This is a genomic window from Geobacillus sp. LEMMY01 (assembly GCF_002042905.1).
GTDB lineage: Bacteria > Bacillota > Bacilli > Bacillales > Anoxybacillaceae > Geobacillus > Geobacillus proteiniphilus.
The window spans coordinates 19,096-38,522 of record NZ_MVKA01000041.1 but is presented as its reverse complement, the minus strand read 5'-3'; the positions used below and the strand labels follow the sequence as shown (position 1 = coordinate 38,522).

General features: G+C 48.1%; 13 protein-coding genes. 10 read left to right on the top strand and 3 right to left on the bottom strand.

The features are described 5' to 3' along the window. Positions 1-127: 127 nt before the first annotated feature. Both B1A75_RS16750 and B1A75_RS16745 read left to right on the top strand, forming a co-directional pair. The gene (locus B1A75_RS16750) at positions 128-3,895 is read left to right on the top strand and encodes a bifunctional RecB family nuclease/DEAD/DEAH box helicase (protein ID WP_079936554.1); all 3,768 of its coding nucleotides are present in this window, start codon (positions 128-130) and stop codon (positions 3,893-3,895) included. Positions 3,896-4,095: 200 nt separating this feature from the next. Further along, the gene (locus tag B1A75_RS16745) at positions 4,096-5,529 is read left to right on the top strand and encodes a site-specific DNA-methyltransferase (RefSeq protein WP_074044625.1); all 1,434 of its coding nucleotides are present in this window, start codon (positions 4,096-4,098) and stop codon (positions 5,527-5,529) included. A gap of 99 nt (positions 5,530-5,628) precedes the next feature. On the opposite strand, the gene B1A75_RS16740 is transcribed toward B1A75_RS16745, so the two are convergent. Together B1A75_RS16740 and B1A75_RS16735 are read right to left on the bottom strand one after the other, a co-directional pair. Continuing rightward, positions 5,629-5,940: a hypothetical protein gene (locus tag B1A75_RS16740; RefSeq protein ID WP_074044626.1), complete on the bottom strand. Its 312-nt coding sequence runs from the start codon at positions 5,938-5,940 to the stop codon at positions 5,629-5,631. A gap of 265 nt (positions 5,941-6,205) precedes the next feature. Continuing rightward, positions 6,206-7,714 (bottom strand): NCS1 family nucleobase:cation symporter-1, encoded by a 1,509-nt coding sequence (locus B1A75_RS16735; protein WP_079936553.1) that lies wholly within the window; start codon positions 7,712-7,714, stop codon positions 6,206-6,208. Positions 7,715-8,059: 345 nt separating this feature from the next. Here B1A75_RS16735 and B1A75_RS16730 point away from each other — a divergent pair, with 345 nt between their 5' ends. From B1A75_RS16730 to B1A75_RS16695, 8 genes are all read left to right on the top strand, one after another. Then, positions 8,060-8,950 carry a nitrilase-related carbon-nitrogen hydrolase gene (locus B1A75_RS16730; RefSeq protein WP_014195599.1) on the top strand — a complete coding sequence of 297 codons (891 nt, stop codon included), beginning with the start codon at positions 8,060-8,062 and terminating at the stop codon, positions 8,948-8,950. Positions 8,951-9,024: 74 nt separating this feature from the next. Continuing rightward, entirely contained in the window at positions 9,025-10,374 is a 1,350-nt protein-coding gene (locus tag B1A75_RS16725) for an NAD(P)-dependent oxidoreductase (protein ID WP_011230917.1), read from the top strand. Positions 10,375-10,393: 19 nt separating this feature from the next. Further along, positions 10,394-11,683, top strand: a complete 1,290-nt coding sequence (gene preA, locus B1A75_RS16720) for an NAD-dependent dihydropyrimidine dehydrogenase subunit PreA (RefSeq protein WP_013523521.1) — start codon at positions 10,394-10,396, stop codon at positions 11,681-11,683. A gap of 18 nt (positions 11,684-11,701) precedes the next feature. Continuing rightward, positions 11,702-13,117, top strand: coding sequence for a dihydropyrimidinase (hydA, locus tag B1A75_RS16715; protein ID WP_033012436.1), 1,416 nt, complete (start codon positions 11,702-11,704; stop codon positions 13,115-13,117). A gap of 79 nt (positions 13,118-13,196) precedes the next feature. Next, positions 13,197-13,427 carry a hypothetical protein gene (locus B1A75_RS16710; protein WP_011230920.1) on the top strand — a complete coding sequence of 77 codons (231 nt, stop codon included), beginning with the start codon at positions 13,197-13,199 and terminating at the stop codon, positions 13,425-13,427. Between the two features lie 306 nt (positions 13,428-13,733). Next, positions 13,734-15,362 (top strand): PucR family transcriptional regulator, encoded by a 1,629-nt coding sequence (locus B1A75_RS16705; protein ID WP_079936552.1) that lies wholly within the window; start codon positions 13,734-13,736, stop codon positions 15,360-15,362. A gap of 284 nt (positions 15,363-15,646) precedes the next feature. Further along, positions 15,647-17,113 (top strand): CoA-acylating methylmalonate-semialdehyde dehydrogenase, encoded by a 1,467-nt coding sequence (locus tag B1A75_RS16700; protein WP_011230922.1) that lies wholly within the window; start codon positions 15,647-15,649, stop codon positions 17,111-17,113. Positions 17,114-17,142: 29 nt separating this feature from the next. Further along, entirely contained in the window at positions 17,143-18,495 is a 1,353-nt protein-coding gene (locus B1A75_RS16695; RefSeq protein ID WP_074044487.1) for an aspartate aminotransferase family protein, read from the top strand. A gap of 248 nt (positions 18,496-18,743) precedes the next feature. Here B1A75_RS16695 and B1A75_RS16690 read toward each other — a convergent pair whose 3' ends face one another. Next, positions 18,744-19,313: a Uma2 family endonuclease gene (locus B1A75_RS16690; protein WP_079936551.1), complete on the bottom strand. Its 570-nt coding sequence runs from the start codon at positions 19,311-19,313 to the stop codon at positions 18,744-18,746. Positions 19,314-19,427: the final 114 nt, after the last annotated feature.

Here is a 19,427-nt window from a genome sequence, read left to right as displayed (position 1 = left end):
ACAAGCAGGAATGGTGTATGGTGTATATAGGAAAGCGTACAAACATATGATACAATGAATGAACAAAATGACAAATTCCAGCACAGGCGTCGGCCAATACTTTTTAGATAAGGAAAGGAATCGATGTATGCTTTACGTTTCCCCGGCGAAAATCGCGAGCTATTTTTACCATGAATGCGAGCGGAATTTTTACTTTCAGTCGTTGGCGAAAGAACGGCGCGAGGAGCTCGATGTGCCTGAAGAGTTGTTTGAGCGGCCTGCGATTCATGAGAGCGTGCTGCGCCGTGGCGTTGAGTGGGAAGAAGAAGTGATCTCGACATATTTAGCCGGCCAAGTGAAGATGGGAGGGCGGTTGCATGGCATGCCTCTTTCCCACTGCTATTTGGATGGCGAAGAGACGATTGGCGAGCTGAAACAGCCGAGCAAGCGGTATTTGTATCAGCCGACCTTGATTGTGCCACCGCGTTTTTACGAACGGTACGGGCTGGACTCAGATGTGATCCGTTTTGCGGCGTGCCGTCCGGATTTGATTGAGTGCATACCGGGACAAAACGGCATTGTGTTTCGCATCATCGACATCAAATCATCAGACGTGTTGAAGCTTTCCCACCGCGTGCAAACGGCGTTGTACGCCTTGATTTTGTCTTCCGTTTTAGAGGAGCACGGCATTAGGGGCAATGTGGATTGGCGCGAAGCGGGGGTATGGACGTACAAAACCGAGCAGCCGCAAGCAGCCGATATCAGCCAGTTGCTCCCGTATCTCGAACAGTTTTTGGCTGGCGAACTGACGGCGCTGGCCGAGAAGCAACCCGATGAGCTGTTTTGGCACTTAGATTACCGGTGTGAATGGTGTCCGTTTTATGACTATTGTTTCGACAAAGCGCGGCAACAGAAGCACATTTCCCTCGTTCCGTACTTATCGAACTACGCGTCCCGCTTCATCCGTGAGCGGCAGCTGCCTGAGACGATCGATGAGTTTCGCCAATTTCTTGAACGTCAAGAAAACAGGCATGTGCTGAAACAAAACGCCGGGCTGGCGCGCCAACTTCGGCGGCTTGAAGCGCAGCTTGAGGCCATCGCGCAAGAAAAAGTCGTTCCGTATGATCGGGCGGTGACACATATGCCCATATGGGAAGACATCCGCCTTATTCTCACCGCTCAACGCGATCAGTTGACGGGAAAGGTTGCGGCGGCATCGTTGTACCGTGTTGGTGGAACAGACGTGTTTGGAACGGGATCGGAAATGCATCATTTTATCGCCGGTTCGTTTGAGGAATGTGACGAGGTCGGCCGAAAGTTGGCCGATGCGCTTGACCGCCTGCTTCAGACGGTGCACGATTACAACCGAGAACGAGAGTGGCGGGCGCAAAAGTCAGTGCAGGCGTATGTCGTCGACAACTATGAATGGGAAAATGTGCAACAGTTGCTTCATGAGCTTTTGTTGGATCCGAAATATAACGAAAAAGCGGTTCGATTGCTGTCTTATTTTCATAGCAGCGTGTTATCAAGCGCCAGCGATCACCCATGCGAAATGGTTCCGCTTCCTGTCGTTGTCCTGACAACGGTAGCGAGCCAGCTGTTTGCCTTGCCGGTGCACGTCGCTTACCGGCTCGAGGACTTATCCGGGTATATCGCCGCTTACGGTGATTCGCCGTTTACGTATCGGGCGAGCGAGCGCTTTTCGTTCCGCTTGACGAACGTCATGAAAATGGATGTGTTGCACGACGCATGGCAAAAGGGGGATGAAGAAAAGAGGAAAGCGGTTGAGGTGGAGCTGAGCCGTCGGCTTTGGGCCGCAAGCAGCATTATCCAAGGCATCCGCGTCTGGGCTGAGAGCGTCCATCCTTCGCCGCTTATTGTCTGGCCGGAAAAATTTGCTTTTCCCGATCTGGCTGATTACCGTGATCCGCTTGTGTCCAAGCTGGCGTTTATGGCGCGCTACGAGGCGCTATTAAACTACTTGGAAATTCGCCGAAGCCGCCTGCTCCCGCTTTCGGAGCGGCTTGAGAACGGAGTGACGCTTCATGTCACGTACCTTGGCGACGGGCGGTTCCGTCTGAACAACCGGCAGGCGCTTGAAGCGATCGACCAAAAGGCGAGCTGGCTGCTCACCGAGTGCAATGAGGAAGGGGAAAAGGCGCAACAGACGTTTTCTGATCACAAGTACGCCAGTGAATGGAAGCCACCCCAATGGGCCAATGTCTATTTTGTCCGCATTCGCGCCATCGAAGATGATGGCAAGACAGCTGAACTCGAGCTCGAGTTGCCCAAATGGCTCGACCGGTTCCCGCTTGTGGAAGGAGAGGAGTATTGGCTGTCGATCCGGCATGCCGATTTTACCACCCGGCGCGTCTTGCAGGCGTTGCAACAGTTGGATCAGGAAAATCATCGCATCTTGGACTTGATTCGCGATCCGATCCGGTATCGGAAAACGTTTCGTCCCAACTGGGATGTAGAGGAGGTGAAGGCGCTCCTCCGCCAAAGCGGGCTGACCAAAAGCCAGCGCCAGGCGTTTCTTCAGTTTCTTCGTCATACGTTGACACTCGTCTGGGGGCCGCCTGGCACCGGAAAAACGCACTTTATCGCCGCCGCTCTTCAGTTGCTTATGGCGATTTACGAAAAGCAGGGGCGGAGGCTTGCTATTCTCATCTCCGGCTTCACTCACGCGGCGATCGAAAACTGCCTGCGTAAAATTCAGGAGCTTGTGCCGCGGCGTCGTGTCCACATTGCCAAGCTCGGCGAGATTCAGACGGAAAACGCCAAAGGAATTGCCGAGGTGGCGGACCGTGACCTTCTCGGATGGCTTGGCAGCGGCGGCCATCGGGTGCTTGGCGCCACGCTGTACGGCATTCAAAGGGCATACGAAAAGGGCTATATAGAAGAGTTTGACGTTGTCGTCCTTGATGAGGCGTCGCAAATCCGCGTGGCCGATTCACTGTTGGCGTTACGTCATGTCAAAAAAGCAGGTAGGCTGCTCATTGTCGGCGACCATTTCCAGCTGCCGCCGATCATTCAAGGGACGTATGCGGCCGGCGAAGAGGAGCCGCACTTGTTCGACTCGATTTTCCGCCTGTTGTTTGACGCTGATGTCGAGAAGCGGTATACCCGCCAATTGACGGACAATTTCCGTATGAATGAGGCGCTTTGCCGCTACCCGGCCGAGCAGATTTACGGACCCGGCTATACGGCGTTCACCCGCCAAATTGCCGAGCAAACATTGGCGCTCGCCGCCGCGCCGCCTGCCGATGAATGGGTGGAAGCGGCCATCGATCCCGATTATCCGCTTGTTGTTTGCGTTTATGATGGTGCGCACGGCACGCAAGAAAATGAGGCCGAAGCGCGCTGGGTGGCCAACATAACGAGGGTGCTTCGGGAACGGCTCCTCGATGGTGATGGAAAACGGTATGATGACACGCCGGATGGCGATCAAGCGTTTTGGCGCCACGGGCTGTTTATCATCTCGCCGCATCGGGCGCAAATCCGCGCCATTCGCCGTGAGCTTGAACGCCAAGAATTGCGCCCGCCGTTTTTCGTCGATACGGTTGATAAAATGCAAGGGCAAGAGGCGGATGCGGCGATCATTAGCTACGGCGTCGCCGACCCTGAACTGGCCATGATGGAAGGGGAGTTTATCTACAGTTTGAACCGCCTCAACGTTTCGCTCACACGGGCGCGGAAAAAGGCGATCCTCTTCCTCTCGCGCCAACTCATGTCGCCGTCGCTTCACGTAATCGGCAACGAGGAATACCGTGAAGGAGTGAACTTTATGCTCGGGCTCGAGCACTACGCTTCACGGCATGGGGAAGCCCGGGCATTCATGATCGACGGCGTCAAACTGTATATGTATCGGGTCGGCTGCCGTACGCCCGACGGAGCGGCTTCTTACGACGGGTAGTGTGAAAAGTGAATCGGCGCGTTGCTTTAACGCTTGAAAGAAGAACCCGCTTAGCGTCTTTCGTCCCCGCTTCCTTTCGTAGGAGGCGGGTTTTTTGGCAGGAAACCGCCGAGCCATGGCGAAATAATGGAAATACGGTTTCTTTTTCGCGGACAAGAAGCGCCGCGCACAGAGCGGTGCAAGAGGAGAGGGGGCGTGCCATGGCAAACGTCGGCGGGAGAAGGAAACCGGCAGCGGATGCAAGGCTTGAGGCGATCAAAAAGCTCTTTCCGGAAGCGGTTGTGGATGGGGGCATCGATTGGGAGTTGCTGAAGAGAGTGTTTGGCGGTCACGAACGGCAAGAAGCATATGAGTTCACGTGGCCGGGGAAGGCGGAGGCGAGGCGGCTCGCTGAGCTGCCTGCGTCCGGAGTATTGCGGCCGGACCGGGCAGCGAGCAAACAGTGGGAGACAACGAACAATTGGTATATTGAAGGAGACAATTTAGAGGCGTTAAAGCTGCTGCGAACGTCGCATGCGGGAACCATTCAAATGATTTACATCGATCCGCCGTACAATACAGGAAAAGTGCTCACGTACAAAGACAATTGGCGCAAGGGGAAAGCCGTTGTTCCTAGCGGAATCCAGGAAGAAGCGCGTGCCCATGCCGGCTGGCTCAACATGATGTACCCGCGCCTTTGGGTGGCGAGGGAGCTGTTGGCCGAGACGGGGGCCATCTTTATCTCCATTGATGATACGGAGCAGGCGAATTTGAGAAAAATGTGCGATGAAATTTTTGGCGAGCGGAATTTTGTCGCCACGTTCATTTGGCAGCGGGCGTTTTCGCCCGTGAATATGAACAAGTTCGCCTCGCGCAACCATGATTTCATTTTATGTTATGCGAAAAACATCGATCGCCTGGCTTGGTACGGCTTGCCGCGCCATCCGGAAGCGGATGGGCGGTATGCCAACCCAGACAATGACCCGCGCGGTCCATGGACGTCAGGCGATTTGTCGGTGGGTCCGCCGATTTCGGAAAAGATTTATGAGATTGTGACGCCAAGCGGTCGGGTCGTTTCTCCGCCGAACGGGTATTGCTGGCGGGTGACGAAGGAGCGCTTCGCCGAGCTGGCGGCGGATAACCGCATTTGGTTTGGCAAAGACGGAAGCGGGGTGCCGCGCCTGAAGCGGTTTTTAAGCGAAGTGAAGCCGACGGTGACGCCGCTTACGATTTGGACGCATGACGAGGTGTCCCATTCGCAGGAGGCGAAAAAGGAGCTGAAGGAGCTGTTCGATGGGCTCGCGGTGATGGATTACCCGAAGCCGGTGAAGCTCATTCAGCGCATGGTGGCGTTGACAACGAGGGATGATGATCTCATCCTCGACTTTTTTTCCGGCTCGGCGACAACGGCCCATGCCGTCATGCAGCAAAACGCAGAAGACGGCGGCCGGCGGTCGTTTATGATGGTGCAGCTTCCCGAACGGCTTGCGGAAACGTCCGAGGCGTATCGGGTGGGGTTTCGGACGATTTGCGACATTGGCCGCGAGCGCATCCGCCGCGCGGGGGAGAAAATCGTTTATGAAACGGGGAAGACGGAGCTTGATATCGGCTTTAAAGTGTTTCGGATTGAGAGAACCAACCAGCCCGCTCGCTAGGCGAACGGGCTGTTCCTTGACTAGGTTGATGAAAGGCGCTTTGGTTGAGGTGATACCCGTGTTTTCCGAGTCTCCGATGTCCATCGTTTCGGGCGTTTTTTACAATGACGGCGCGGCCCAGCGGTGGTCGACAAAGACGTCGTACTCCGCGGCAATCGTTTCTTTGAGCTCCGCTAAAGACGGGATGCCGTCGGCGAAAGTGTAGGTGTCAAGGCAAATGAGGGAGTATTCGTCGCCGGGATCAAATACGATGGTGACGACTTCTTCCGTTCCGGCGTCCACTTGCCGGACGGTGTCGCCGTCTTCCGGCTCAACGAGTACGTTTTGGTATGTTTCACGAATCACGTAGTAGCCTTCCTGCAATTGTTCAGTGAATAGATGTTCGATGTCTGTCAGTTCGTGGACAATCATTATTTAAGTCCTCCTAACTTGTGAAATCATTCTCAATGTCAGTATATAACGTAGTCGCTGTCGATATAATAGATGCCGTGGAAAGTTCGAAAAGTTGTCATGTTTGTATGCCAAGCGTAGATAAGGTTGGGTGCAGGATTGATAAGGGGAAAATAGCAGTTTCCTGCAAAAAGAAAGAGCCCTCGTGGGAGGGCGATGTCAACGTTTAACCAGTGACACTGCTTGCCTTTTGTCATCGATAGGCTGTTTAGGTGTAAATGATTCATTATTTTGCGATTTCTGTCGGACTGTTATGTTTTGAATCGAAAAGGGTGATTTGTTCATACTCGCCTTCCTTTAATACGCTTTGGTCGTTTTTCATTAAGTAGGTGTAGACACCAATTGCAATGAACAATCCAAATGTCCACGCGTTGTCCCAAAGAAAACGAAGCGGTGGTATGAATAAACCAAGTACAGGAATAACGACTCCCACAATCAGTGCGTACACTCCGTTTTTGTTAAACCCATTTGCATAATTGTAACGGCCATTCGGTTTGTACAGTTCTTTTAAGTGCAACTGTCTTCGGCGAACGAGCCAATAGTCCGCAATAGCAATGCCGTCAATGGGTCCGAGCAAAGCGGCGTATGTGCCAAGCCAGCCGAATATATAATTTCCAAAGTTGGACATAATATACCATGGTTGCAATAAAATAGCGAATAGTCCTGTGATAATCGCGCCAATTCCAAATGTAATTCGCTTCGGATATAAATTTTCGATCGCTCGGGCAGGGGCAACCACATTGGCACCCACATTAATAGTTACAGAAGAGATGACAATAATAATAGTTCCTAATAGAATGACAAATGGGGGAAATTTAGCTAACAGCTGCACGGGATCCCAAATGGCTTGACCAAAAATCACAATGGTTGCTGAGGTTACGGCAATTCCGATAAATGAAAAAACAGTCATTGTAATAGGCAAGGATAAACTTTGGGCGACCATTTGTGATTTCTGACTCTGTGCGTATCGGCAAAAATCAGGGATGTTTAATGCCAATGTGGCCCAAAAGCCGATGACGCCAGTTAAAGAAGGGAAAAAGACTTTCAAAAATTCACCGGTTGTTTCGAACTTAGAAGGAGTCTCTAAAATCGGTCCCCATCCTCCGGCGTTCGTAAATGCCCAAATGAGCAAAATGATGGAAGAAATCCCGACAACAGGTGCAGCCACTGCGCTTAGCTTTTTGATGCCTTCTGGGCCTCTATAAGCAACGCTGATATTTAAGATCCAAAATAATGCAAATACAATGGCTGTATGTCCTGGTAAATTCACCCACGAAGAGAATGATGCCATGAGTAATGTGTCAATGGCTTCTGTTCCGATCCACGTATTGATTCCAAACCATCCGGCTGCTACAAGGGCCCGGGCTAAAGTGGGAATATGGGCGCCTTTATCTCCAAACCAAAGCCGGGCAAACACAGGATAAGGAATCCCGAATTTTGTTCCTGCATGGGAGTTTAATAAAATCGGAATAAGGACGATCACGTTCCCCAGAAAAATGGTACCAACAGCTTGCCACCAGTTCATTCCTAAAGCAATCATGCCGCTGGCCATGGTGTATGAAGGAATGCATAAACACATTCCAATCCACAATGTAGCAAAATTGATTCCTTTCCATGAATGTTCTTGCCTTGTTGTCGGACGCAAGTCATCATTCCATAAAGGACTTCCACTGACTTCTTGTGCGGCTTCCTCCGTCAAGACCACAATCCCATTGTGTTCAATTTGTGTTTTCATTCATATCCCCCTTTTTTAAAAATCCAGTGTATAAAAGCGAAATTTAAGAAAATTCTATCTATACTATGTAAATTTTTCATTATACGATTTGTCAAATAAGAAAAAGAGAAATCTATTCATTATGTAAAATGTGTAAATATTCCTCACATTTTGATGTTTTCAACCCTAGGGAGCAGCTTCGTCTAGCTGTATATTTATTTCGCTGAAATTTACATAGTGAACAATCAATGTTTTCTATTATTTAACAAAGTGTATAATGAAAAGCTGGTGATTTACTATGTAGAATATTCTTAAAGTTCAGCCTAATTGTGAAACCAGATAAAATGAAGAAGGAGTGATTGGAGCATGGCTGATCAAGTGACCATTGGTTTGATCCAAGCTTCTCATAATGTGCATGGGGACGAGCCGGTCGAGGTTCATAAGGAAAAGGCGATTGAAAAGCACGTCAAGCTTGTCAAGGAGGCAAAAGATCGGGGAGCACAAATCATCTGTTTGCAAGAGATTTTCTATGGCCCGTATTTCTGTGCCGAGCAAAATACAAAATGGTATGAGGCGGCGGAAGAAATTCCAAATGGTCCGACGACCAAAATGTTTCAGGAAATAGCAAAACAGCTGGGGGTAGTGATCGTTCTACCGATTTATGAAAGGGAAGGAATTGCTACTTACTATAATACGGCAGCTGTCATTGATGCCGATGGAACCTACTTAGGAAAGTATCGCAAACAGCATATTCCGCATGTCGGGGTAGGAAACGAGGGCTGTGGATTTTGGGAAAAATTTTATTTTAAGCCTGGAAATTTAGGCTATCCGGTATTTGATACCGCATTTGCCAAGATCGGCGTTTATATTTGTTATGACCGTCATTTCCCAGAGGGAGCGCGAATTTTAGGACTAAAAGGCGCTGAAATTGTGTTCAATCCATCCGCTACGGTAGCAGGTCTCTCCGAATATTTATGGAAACTGGAACAACCGGCTCATGCCGTTGCCAATGGCTATTACGTGGCTGCCATCAATCGGGTTGGATATGAAGCGCCGTGGAACATGGGAGAGTTTTACGGGCAGTCTTACTTGGTTGATCCTAGAGGGAACTTTGTGGCCATGGGCAGCCGTGATCAAGATGAAGTGGTGATTGGCGTCATGAATAAGAAGATGATTCGGGAAGTGCGCGATACTTGGCAATTTTACCGTGATCGTCGTCCGGAAACCTATAGTGAAATGACGGCTTTACTTCCATAGAAAGCAATGAGAAAGGGGAGGAGGGAATGACTCTATTCCCTTTCTTTAAAAATGACGCGTGGAGGGGGATGGAGATGGAGCAATCACGTTTGGAAAAGAATTTTGAAGAAGTAGAGCCTGGCTTGACAGATCGAGAAGCAATGGAAGAAGCGAATCGATGTTTGTACTGTTATGACGCTCCCTGTATTCGGGCTTGTCCGACAGGGATTGATATCCCTGCTTTTATCAAAAAAATTGCTTCTGGGAATGTAAAAGGGTCAGCGAAAACCATTATGTTGTCAAACCCGGTTGGCGCCAGTTGTGCAAGAGTGTGTCCGACAGAGGAATTATGTGAAGGGGCTTGTGTTTTAAATCATTCTACAAAACCCATTATGATTGGAAAATTGCAGCGATATGCGACCGATTGGGCGATCCGAAATAAAGAAGTGTTATTCCAAGCGGGACGAAAAAATGGAAAAACAGTGGCGGTTGTCGGCGGCGGCCCTGCTGGATTATCATCGGCCAGAGAACTAGCTCGTCTTGGATATGAAGTGACCATTTTTGAAGCGGAGAACCAAGCAGGCGGGCTAAACACGTATGGCATTGTTTCTTTCCGCCTCCCTCAAAATATCTCGTTGTGGGAAGTCAATCAAATCAAAAGCTTAGGCGTGCAAATCCGCACGAATACAAGGGTTGGTAAGGATATTGAAGTAAACGAGCTCCTAGAAAATTATGATGCTGTTGTTTTAGCTGTTGGCATGGGGAAAGTGCCAAAGTTAGGAATCCCGGGAGAAGATTTGGACGGAGTATATGATGCCATTGAGTTGATTAAAGAGACGAAAACAAAACCATTGACTGATCGGCTGGTGGGGAAAAGGGTAGTTGTGATAGGTGCGGGAAATACCGCGATTGATGCAGCTACCTGTTCAGTGCGTCTAGGAGCGGAAAATGTAAAAATTTTATATCGCCGGACCAAAGAAGAAATGACAGCTTATGAATTTGAGTATGAGTTTGCCAAACAGGATGGTGTCGAATTTCGCTGGCTAACAGCCCCCAAACGGATTATTGGCGACAGTAAGGGCAAGGTTACTCATGTTGAATGCGTTCGGATGGAATTGGGAGAACCAGACGCTGATGGCCGCCGCCGCCCTCTTCCGGTTGAGGGATCGGAATTTATTATGCCGGTTGATGTTGTCATTAAAGCCATTGGGCAAGAGCGCCATATCGAATTGATTGAAGCTTTTGGATTAGAGCATGATCATGGCGTAGTCAAGGTGAATCCTGAAACTTATCAAACGTCGAATCCGAAGGTGTTTGCTTGTGGGGATGTGATTTTTGAAAGAGGAAAAGGCGAAGCGATGGTGGTGGTGGCAGCGCAGCAAGGGAAGGAAGCAGCTTACGGGATTCATCGATATTTGACAAAGGCAGTAAGCGAAACGGCCTAAATGAGAGGAGGGAACGGCAATGGCTGATTTAAGCATTAACTTAGCGGGAATCAAGTCCCCCAATCCATTTTGGCTCGCTTCCGCCCCTCCCACCAATTCGGGGTATCAAGTGCAAAGGGCATTTGAGGCGGGTTGGGGAGGAGCGGTATGGAAAACATTAGGGGAACCTATTTTGAATGTATCGTCCCGATTTGCGGCAATCAGTTTTAACGGACAGCGAGTCATGGGCTTTAACAATATTGAATTAATCACGGATCGTCCTCTTGAGGAAAATTTAAAGGAAATTTATGAGACGAAAAAACGTTTTCCTGACCGGGCTGTCGTTGCTTCTTTGATGGTCGAGCCCAAGCGCGAAAAATGGCATGAGATTGTGAAGCGAGTAGAAGATGTGGGCGTGGATGGGTTGGAACTCAATTTTGGCTGTCCGCATGGAATGGCGGAACGGGGGATGGGATCGGCATCAGGTCAAGTGCCAGAATTGGTCGAACGACAAACATATTGGGTCAAAGAGGTGGCACGCACCCCTGTCATTGTCAAATTAACTCCTAATATTACCGATATTACGGCGACCGCTGAAGCGGCTGCCCAAGGCGGGGCAGATGCCATCAGTTTGATCAACACAATCAATAGTCTCATGGGGGTGGACTTAGATACGTGGAATACGATTCCACATGTAGCAGGAAAGGGGGCGCACGGGGGATACTGCGGTCCAGCAGTAAAACCGATTGCTTTAAATATGGTGGCCGAATGCGCGCGACACCCGCGTATCCGCATTCCGATTTCGGGAATTGGCGGGATCTCCAATTGGAGAGATGCCGTTGAGTTCATGTTAATGGGAGCGACAGGAGTTCAAGTGTGCACGGCGGTTATGCACCATGGGTTTCGGATCATCGAGGATATGATTGAAGGGTTGAATCACTATCTTGATGAAAAAGGAATTGCTTCCGTAATGGATATTGTAGGGAAATCAGTGTCAAAGTATTCTGATTGGGGAGATTTGGACCTCAATTATAAGGTTGTGGCGCGAATTCATCGTGAGCGCTGTATTCAGTGCAATAAGTGCTACATTTCTTGTGAAGATGCTTCCCATCAATGCATTGAGCGTCTCGTAGACGAAAACGGAAAAGAATATTTAAAAGTGCGCGAAGAAGATTGTGTAGGATGCAATTTATGTTCTATCGTCTGTCCGGTTGACGGGGCGATTGAGATGGTCGAAGTGCCAAGCGAACATCCCCCGATGACATGGAATGAACGGCAAGCGGCCCTTGGCCGGCTAAGCGGTTGCAGTGTGGATATCAAATCATTATAAATGAAGGAGGGTATCATGATGACAAAATTGATAAAAAATGGAACAATTGTCACCGCTACAGATATATATGAAGCCGATCTCCTCATTCAAGATGGGAAAATTGCAGTAATCGGGAGAAATTTAGATGAGAGCGGAGCGGAAGTGATTGATGCCACAGGTTGTTATGTGTTTCCAGGAGGCATTGATCCGCACACCCATTTAGATATGCCGTTTGGCGGCACTGTGACAAAAGACGACTTTGAGTCGGGGACGATTGCCGCCGCATTTGGCGGGACGACGACCATTATTGATTTTTGCTTAACGAATAAAGGTGAGCCCCTGAAAAAAGCGATTGAAACTTGGCATAACAAAGCGACGGGGAAAGCGGTGATCGATTACGGGTTCCATTTGATGATCAGTGAAATAACGGACGATGTGCTTGAAGAGCTTCCAAAAGTGATCGAAGAAGAAGGAATTACCTCCTTTAAAGTATTTATGGCGTATAAAAACGTGTTTCAAGCTGATGATGGAACCTTGTATCGGACGCTAGTCGCGGCAAAAGAACTCGGAGCGCTTGTCATGGTGCATGCCGAGAATGGAGACGTGATTGACTATTTAACGAAAAAAGCCTTGGAGGACGGGCATACTGATCCGATTTATCATGCATTAACGAGACCTCCAGAGCTAGAAGGAGAAGCGACGGGGCGCGCCTGTCAATTGACAGAACTCGCTGGTTCGCAATTGTACGTCGTTCATGTATCGTGTGCTCAAGCGGTAGAGAAAATTGCTGAAGCGCGCAATAAGGGGTTGAATGTATGGGGCGAAACTTGTCCCCAGTATCTGGTGCTCGATCAGTCCTATTTAGAAAAGCCGAATTTTGAAGGTGCTAAATATGTATGGTCACCGCCGCTTCGTGAGAAATGGCATCAAGAAGTGCTATGGAATGCCTTGAAAAACGGCCAGCTGCAAACGCTCGGATCTGACCAATGCTCATTTGATTTTAAAGGCCAAAAAGAATTAGGAAGGGGAGATTTTACCAAAATCCCAAATGGTGGTCCTATTATTGAGGATCGGGTAAGTATTCTTTTCAGTGAAGGAGTGAAAAAAGGGAGAATTACCCTCAACCAGTTTGTTGATATTGTATCAACAAGAATCGCCAAATTGTTTGGTCTATTCCCGAAGAAAGGAACCATTGCCGTCGGTGCGGATGCGGATTTAGTCATTTTTGATCCAACGGTTGAACGGGTGATTTCAGCCGAAACACACCATATGGCTGTGGATTATAATCCGTTTGAAGGGATGAAAGTAACAGGGGAACCCGTGTCGGTTTTATGTAGAGGAGAATTTGTGGTACGTGATAAACAATTTGTCGGGAAACCGGGGTACGGCCAATATGTTAAACGCGCGAAATATGGGGCGCTAATGGCCGACCAAGATGTGGTGAAAATGTCCTAACGTAAATAAATCATTGAACACCAACAAGCTGTGCCTGGCGGTAAGGATGCGGGTCACGACGAGAAGCGGGGGGTGTGTGATGACTTACCATCAGTTTCTACGTGAGCGAGAAAAGATCGATTACTTAATTGAACAAGGATACTATATGAAAAGCGTAAAAGAAAATTTAAGCGGATCGTTTGTTGAATTTGAGAAAGAAGACTCTTTGTCAGAAACAAGAGATATCCAAACACTGCATATTACAAACGCTGATGCACGCAAATATTTTTCGTCATTATTAATCCGCCAGCTCAGAAAACACCACGAATAGAGAGAAGAGCGATGCACATCGCGATAAGCGCCGGAACGAGTTCCTCTATATATCCTCAATCATTATAGAGGCAGGGCCGGCGCTTTGATTTTCATGAAACAGAGCGCGAATCGCCTAAATGAATGTCACATCTCATAACATAAAACGAGATCGATGATGTTGCTTTCTGTATAATGAAACGTAGAAGGCCATATATAGCCAAGCCGTTACATAAAAATTTGTGATAGAAGCAGGAGCGACCGTTTACGCTGCCTAATATTAAAATGGCATTGCCATGATTGCTGTAAGGGGAGTGAAACAAAGTGTATGAAGACTCCTACATTAACGGTTTCTGATATTCTAAAGCGGAAACATTTTGAACATGTTGAAGTGGCTGCAGGGCATAATGGGCTCAACCGCACTGTAAAATGGGTTCATGTTGTCGAGGTTGCGAAAATCCATCATCTGTTAAACGGAAAAGAGCTGATTTTATCTACTGGGGTAGGATGGAAGGAAAATAGGGAACTGTTTCGATCGTTTGTAGAACAGCTTATCAACTGTGACGCTTCGGGATTATGTATTGAAATCGGTATGCATACTCCTTCTGTTCCGCAAGAAGTAATCGATTTAGCGAATGCGCATCACTTTCCGATCATTCTCTTTCTCAAAGAAGTGCCTTTCGTTGAGATCACCCAAGACATCCACACTTATTTAATTAACCAACACTATGAAATCATCTCCGGACTAGAATCATATTCACAGCAATTAAACAAAAAATTACTTTCAATGGACCATTATAGTGAAATTTTAAAACTATTGCACCACTATTCGGGACATCAAGTGGTTTTTAAAATAAACGGCAGAGAGGTGGAGATATTTCCTAAATACAGCAAAACATTTAAGGAAGAACAGTTGATAGTTGACGACAACGCAGCTTCCAAGAAAAGAGTGGCCACCCAACCGATCCAATTTCTCGGGAATGAATATGCCGAGCTATCCATTGTGTCAACCGGAAAGGAAATCAGCGAATTTGATCTGCTGATTTTGGATCGTACGGCAACTGCGCTGGCACAGCATCTGCTTCGTGATTTGTATGTCGATGAAAAAAAGAGAGTAGAAGAAAATGAGTGGTTGAAAAGCTGGCTAGAGGGAGAGCATCCCATTGAAAATGTGTTTAGTTATTTGGCTGAGTATGGGGCAGAGCCAAATCCAAAAGGAGGGACAGTGCTTGTTGTCCGTTTTAAATCTTCAATGAAGCAATGCTCGAATTTAGACATGATTTATTTTAAAATGCTATGCCGGACGATTTTTGAACAACAAGGTTTTTCGACATTTCCTGTCGATTTTCACAGCAGCATCGTATTTATTATGATCAATAACAGGGAAATGAAAACATGGAAAAGTCGAATGAAAATAGGACTGAATTCTTTGCTTGAATCGGATTATATTCAAAAGAAGAAATTACCTCAATTTGTTGTCGGGGTCGGAAAATTTATCGAAAATGTTTCTCATATGGACAAAAGTTATCGGACGGCTTTAGAGACGATCAAAATTCAACATCATCTTGGCGGCAGAGCCAATAGCTGTTTTTATGAGGATTTGCATATCTATCGAATTATTTCCCTTATTCATAAATACAATGATTTGTATGAAGTTGTCATGGAATACTTAGAGCCTGTTCTTCAATACGATGAAAAATATAATGGAAACTTGTTGGAAACGTTAAAGGTATATTTGGCGTGTAACGGTTCAAAAAAAGAAACCGCACAAAGACTATTTGTCGTTAGGCAAACGCTGTATCATCGAATCCAAAAACTAGAGTCGCTTTTAGGAGAGGATTTTATGAATCCGGAAAAACGGCTCGCTATTGAGTTTATGATCAAGGCATATGAATATTTACAATCGCAAAGTATGGAAAACAAATATGTGCAGCATGATCGGTTGCGAAGATTGTAAGTAAGAAGTCTCCCCCCTGAGAAGCGAAAAGCAGAAGATGCCGTAGGCTTCTAGGGGGATTTCTTTCGTAAAAACATCCATGAGCAATTTTTTGCTCTCCACCGACATGAAAATCTCAGTCCAAGGCGCGCACATTTTCAAAATTTGGTCACATTGTGGAATAAATAGGCTAATCGCTTTTACGCTTTGTCTAGTGAAGGCAATCAAAAACTGGAGGATAATTTTGTGTAACAATACAAAATATTTAGATCATGAACAAAGATAGGAATAAGGAGGAGAATCTGATGTCCATCACCAAACCGGAAACAACGGTTCTCAAAAACTATATCGGTGGACAGTGGGTGGCATCGAGTGGCACAGAAACGCTAGAAGTCCCGAACCCGGCGACTGGGGAAGTGTTGGCGCGTGTTCCGATCTCAACCAAAGAGGATGTCGATCAAGCGGTGCAAGCAGCCAAGAAAGCGTTTGCGACGTGGAAAGATGTCCCTGTTCCCAAACGAGCGCGGATTATGTTTTCATTTCACCATTTGTTAAACCAGCATCATGAGGAATTAGCGGAGCTTGTCGTACAGGAAAATGGCAAAGCGTATAAAGAAGCGTACGGAGAAATTCAACGGGGGATTGAATGCGTGGAGTTTGCGGCCGGCGCTCCGACTTTGCTGATGGGGGAATCGCTGTCGAATATTGCGGAAGAGATTGACTCGGAAATGTTTCGTTATCCGTTGGGAGTTGTGGCAGGGATCACTCCGTTCAACTTCCCCATGATGGTGCCGCTTTGGATGTTCCCGTTGGCGATTGTGTGCGGCAATACGTTTGTATTGAAGCCATCGGAACGGACGCCCATTTTGGCCAATAAGTTAGCAGAACTGTTTACGGAGGCAGGTGCCCCTCCTGGGGTGCTCAATGTCGTTCATGGAGCGCATGAGGTGGTCAACGCCTTGATTGATCATGAGGATATTCGTGCGATTTCATTTGTCGGTTCACAGCCAGTGGCCAAGTATGTGTATGAACGGACAGCAGCGCAAGGCAAACGAGTGCAGGCGTTGTCGGGGGCGAAAAATCATCATATTGTCATGCCAGATGCGGATGTAGAGACGGCCGTACAACATGTGATCAGCTCAGCGTTTGGCAGCGCGGGCCAGCGTTGCATGGCTTGCAGTGCAGTCGTGATTGTCGGGGAAAATGAAACGTTCGTCCGTCGGTTGAAACAAAAAGCGGATGAGTTGATTATTGGGAATGGCATGGATCCGGAAGTGTTATTAACCCCGGTCATTCGGCAGTCTCATCGTGAAAAGGTGCTAGGCTACATTCAAAAGGGGATTGAAGAGGGCGCGGTATTGCTGCGCGATGGGCGAAAGGAAATGGATGATAGACCCGAAGGCAATTTTTTAGGTCCCACGATTTTTGATTATGTCACCCCGGATATGACGATCGCGAAAGAAGAGATCTTCGCACCTGTATTAAGTTTGCTGAGGGCCAATGATTTAGATGAAGCGCTCAGCTATATTCGGAAGTCTCGGTATGGGAACGGGGCGACGATTTATACAAAGGATGCGAAGGCCGTCCGGAAATTCCGTGAAGAGGCCGATGCGGGGATGTTGGGCATTAACGTCGGCGTGCCGGCGACGATGGCGTTTTTCCCGTTCTCTGGCTGGAAAGATTCGTTTTACGGCGATCTTCATGTGAATGGAAAAGATGGCGTGAATTTTTACACGCGCAAAAAGATGATTACTTCCCGGTTTGATTTTTAACCTGTGTTGGGTGAAAGGGGCAGAGAATCATGCAAACTGAACAAACCCACCAACTGTGGCTCGACAAAGATGATCGATATATCTGGCATTCGATGAAGCCATATAACCCACAAGCAACGCTGATTGCGGCCGAAGCGAAAGGCTGCTGGGTGACGGATGCAGCTGGCAATCAGTATTTGGATGCGATGGCCGGGCTCTGGTGCGTCAACGTCGGCTACGGGCGCGAGGAACTCGCCGAAGCGGCGTATGAGCAGCTGAAGACGCTGGCGTATTTCCCGTTGACGCAAAGCCACTTACCGGCAATCCAGCTTGGGGAAAGGCTTAACGAACTGTTGGGCGATGAGTATGTCATCTTCTTCTCAAACAGCGGGTCGGAAGCGAACGAAACGGCGTTTAAAATCGCCCGCCAATACCACCAGCAGCGCGGGGAGCATCATCGGTACAAAATCATTTCCCGCTACCGGGCGTACCACGGCAACTCGATGGGGGCGCTCTCAGCCACCGGGCAGGCGCAGCGGAAATACAAATACGAGCCGCTCGCCCCAGGTTTCATCCATGTGCCGCCGCCGGATGTCTACCGCGACCCCGATTCAGCTGACGATCCGCGCCAGCTGCGGGCGGTAAAGGCCATTGATGATGTCATGACGTGGGAGTTGAGCGAAACGATCGCTGCCGTCATTATGGAGCCGATCATCACCGGGGGTGGCGTGCTCATTCCTCCGGACGGGTATATGAAAGCGGTCAAAGAAGTATGTGAAAAACACGGCGCCTTGCTTATTGTCGATGAAGTCATCTGCGGCTTTGGCCGGACGGGAAAAGCGTTCGGATTTCTAAACTACGGCGTCAAGCCGGACATCATCACGATGGCGAAAGGCATTACGAGCGCGTATTTGCCGTTGGCGGCCACCGCTGTTCGCAAGGATATTTATGACGCGTTCAAAGGAACAGGCGAATACGACTATTTCCGCCATGTCAATACATTTGGCGGCCACCCGGCTGCTTGTGCGGTGGCGCTGAAAAACATCGAGATCATGGAGACGGAGCGGTTGTTTGATCGTTCGCGAGAGGCCGGGGAATGGCTGCTTGATGAGCTAAAAACGAATTTGGCCAACCACCCGTATGTCGGCGATGTGCGCGGCAAAGGGCTGCTTGTGGGCATTGAGCTTGTCGCTGATAAAGCGACGAAAGAGCCTCTTGATGTGTCGCTTGTCAATCAAGTGATCAATCGATGCAAAGAAAACGGCCTCATCATTGGCAAGAACGGAACGACGGTCGCCGGATACAACAACGTACTCACCTTATCGCCGCCGCTTTGCATCACGGATGACGAACTTTCGTTTGTGGTGCGTGTCTTGACCGGGGCGCTAGCGGCCATTCAATAAGAAGAAGGACAAACGCCAGCTTGGGTCGACAGGCTGGTGTTTTGTTTGCCTTCGTGCAGACATTCGGAAAAACATAGAAGCAGGCGGCTGTCGCTAGGGCTGAACGTTCTCCCGCCTATGCGCTTGTTCTTCGAGATGGGAGATTCTTAGACACCTGCCTCAGGGCAGGCTGCCCGATCATCGATTCCTGTGTGTTTGACGAAAGATCGATCATGAACACTGAATGGTCATTCCGAACAAGAGCCGTTTTAACCCCATTCAAATACATACGTTAATGGAATAGCTAAGTCCTTAAATTGTGCGGAATGCAGCGTGTCTTGTTGTCCGTATGTTGCATGTCGTTGATATGTACCTTCGTGCAAATAGTACACATGAATCATTTTATTAGCAGTATCAACAATCCAATATTCCGCAATTCCATAGTGTTGGTAAGTATAAAATTTTTCGTTGTAGTCTTTTAAAGCGGTTGAAGGTGACAAGACTTCAACAACCAGTGTAGGTGCCCCGTAACATCCTTTTTGGACAATCTGTTTTTTATTGCAAATCACGGCAATATCGGGTTGGACAATGTCATCAGGGGTTTCATACGTTTCATTTTTGCTAAGGAATACATCAAACGGCGCCATAAAAACATAACAATGTTTGTTTTGGAAAAAATGGCGCAAAGCAAAATACAATTCTCCGACTGCAAATTGATGTTCCGAAGATGGAGCAGGTGTCATATTATATGCTTTTCCATTTATAAGTTCCCAGCGACCTTCCCATGTTTTCCAGTCAGCGTAAGTGTAAATTTTGTTCGAGTCAGGGATATTGCCCATTGTTTCACCCTCTTTCATTTTAAGAATACGTTTGTTTACAGTTTAGCAAAAGAAATCAAGGAAGTGTAGGGAGGACTTTCATTAGACGTTTATTTATCACCCGCTTACGCTCAC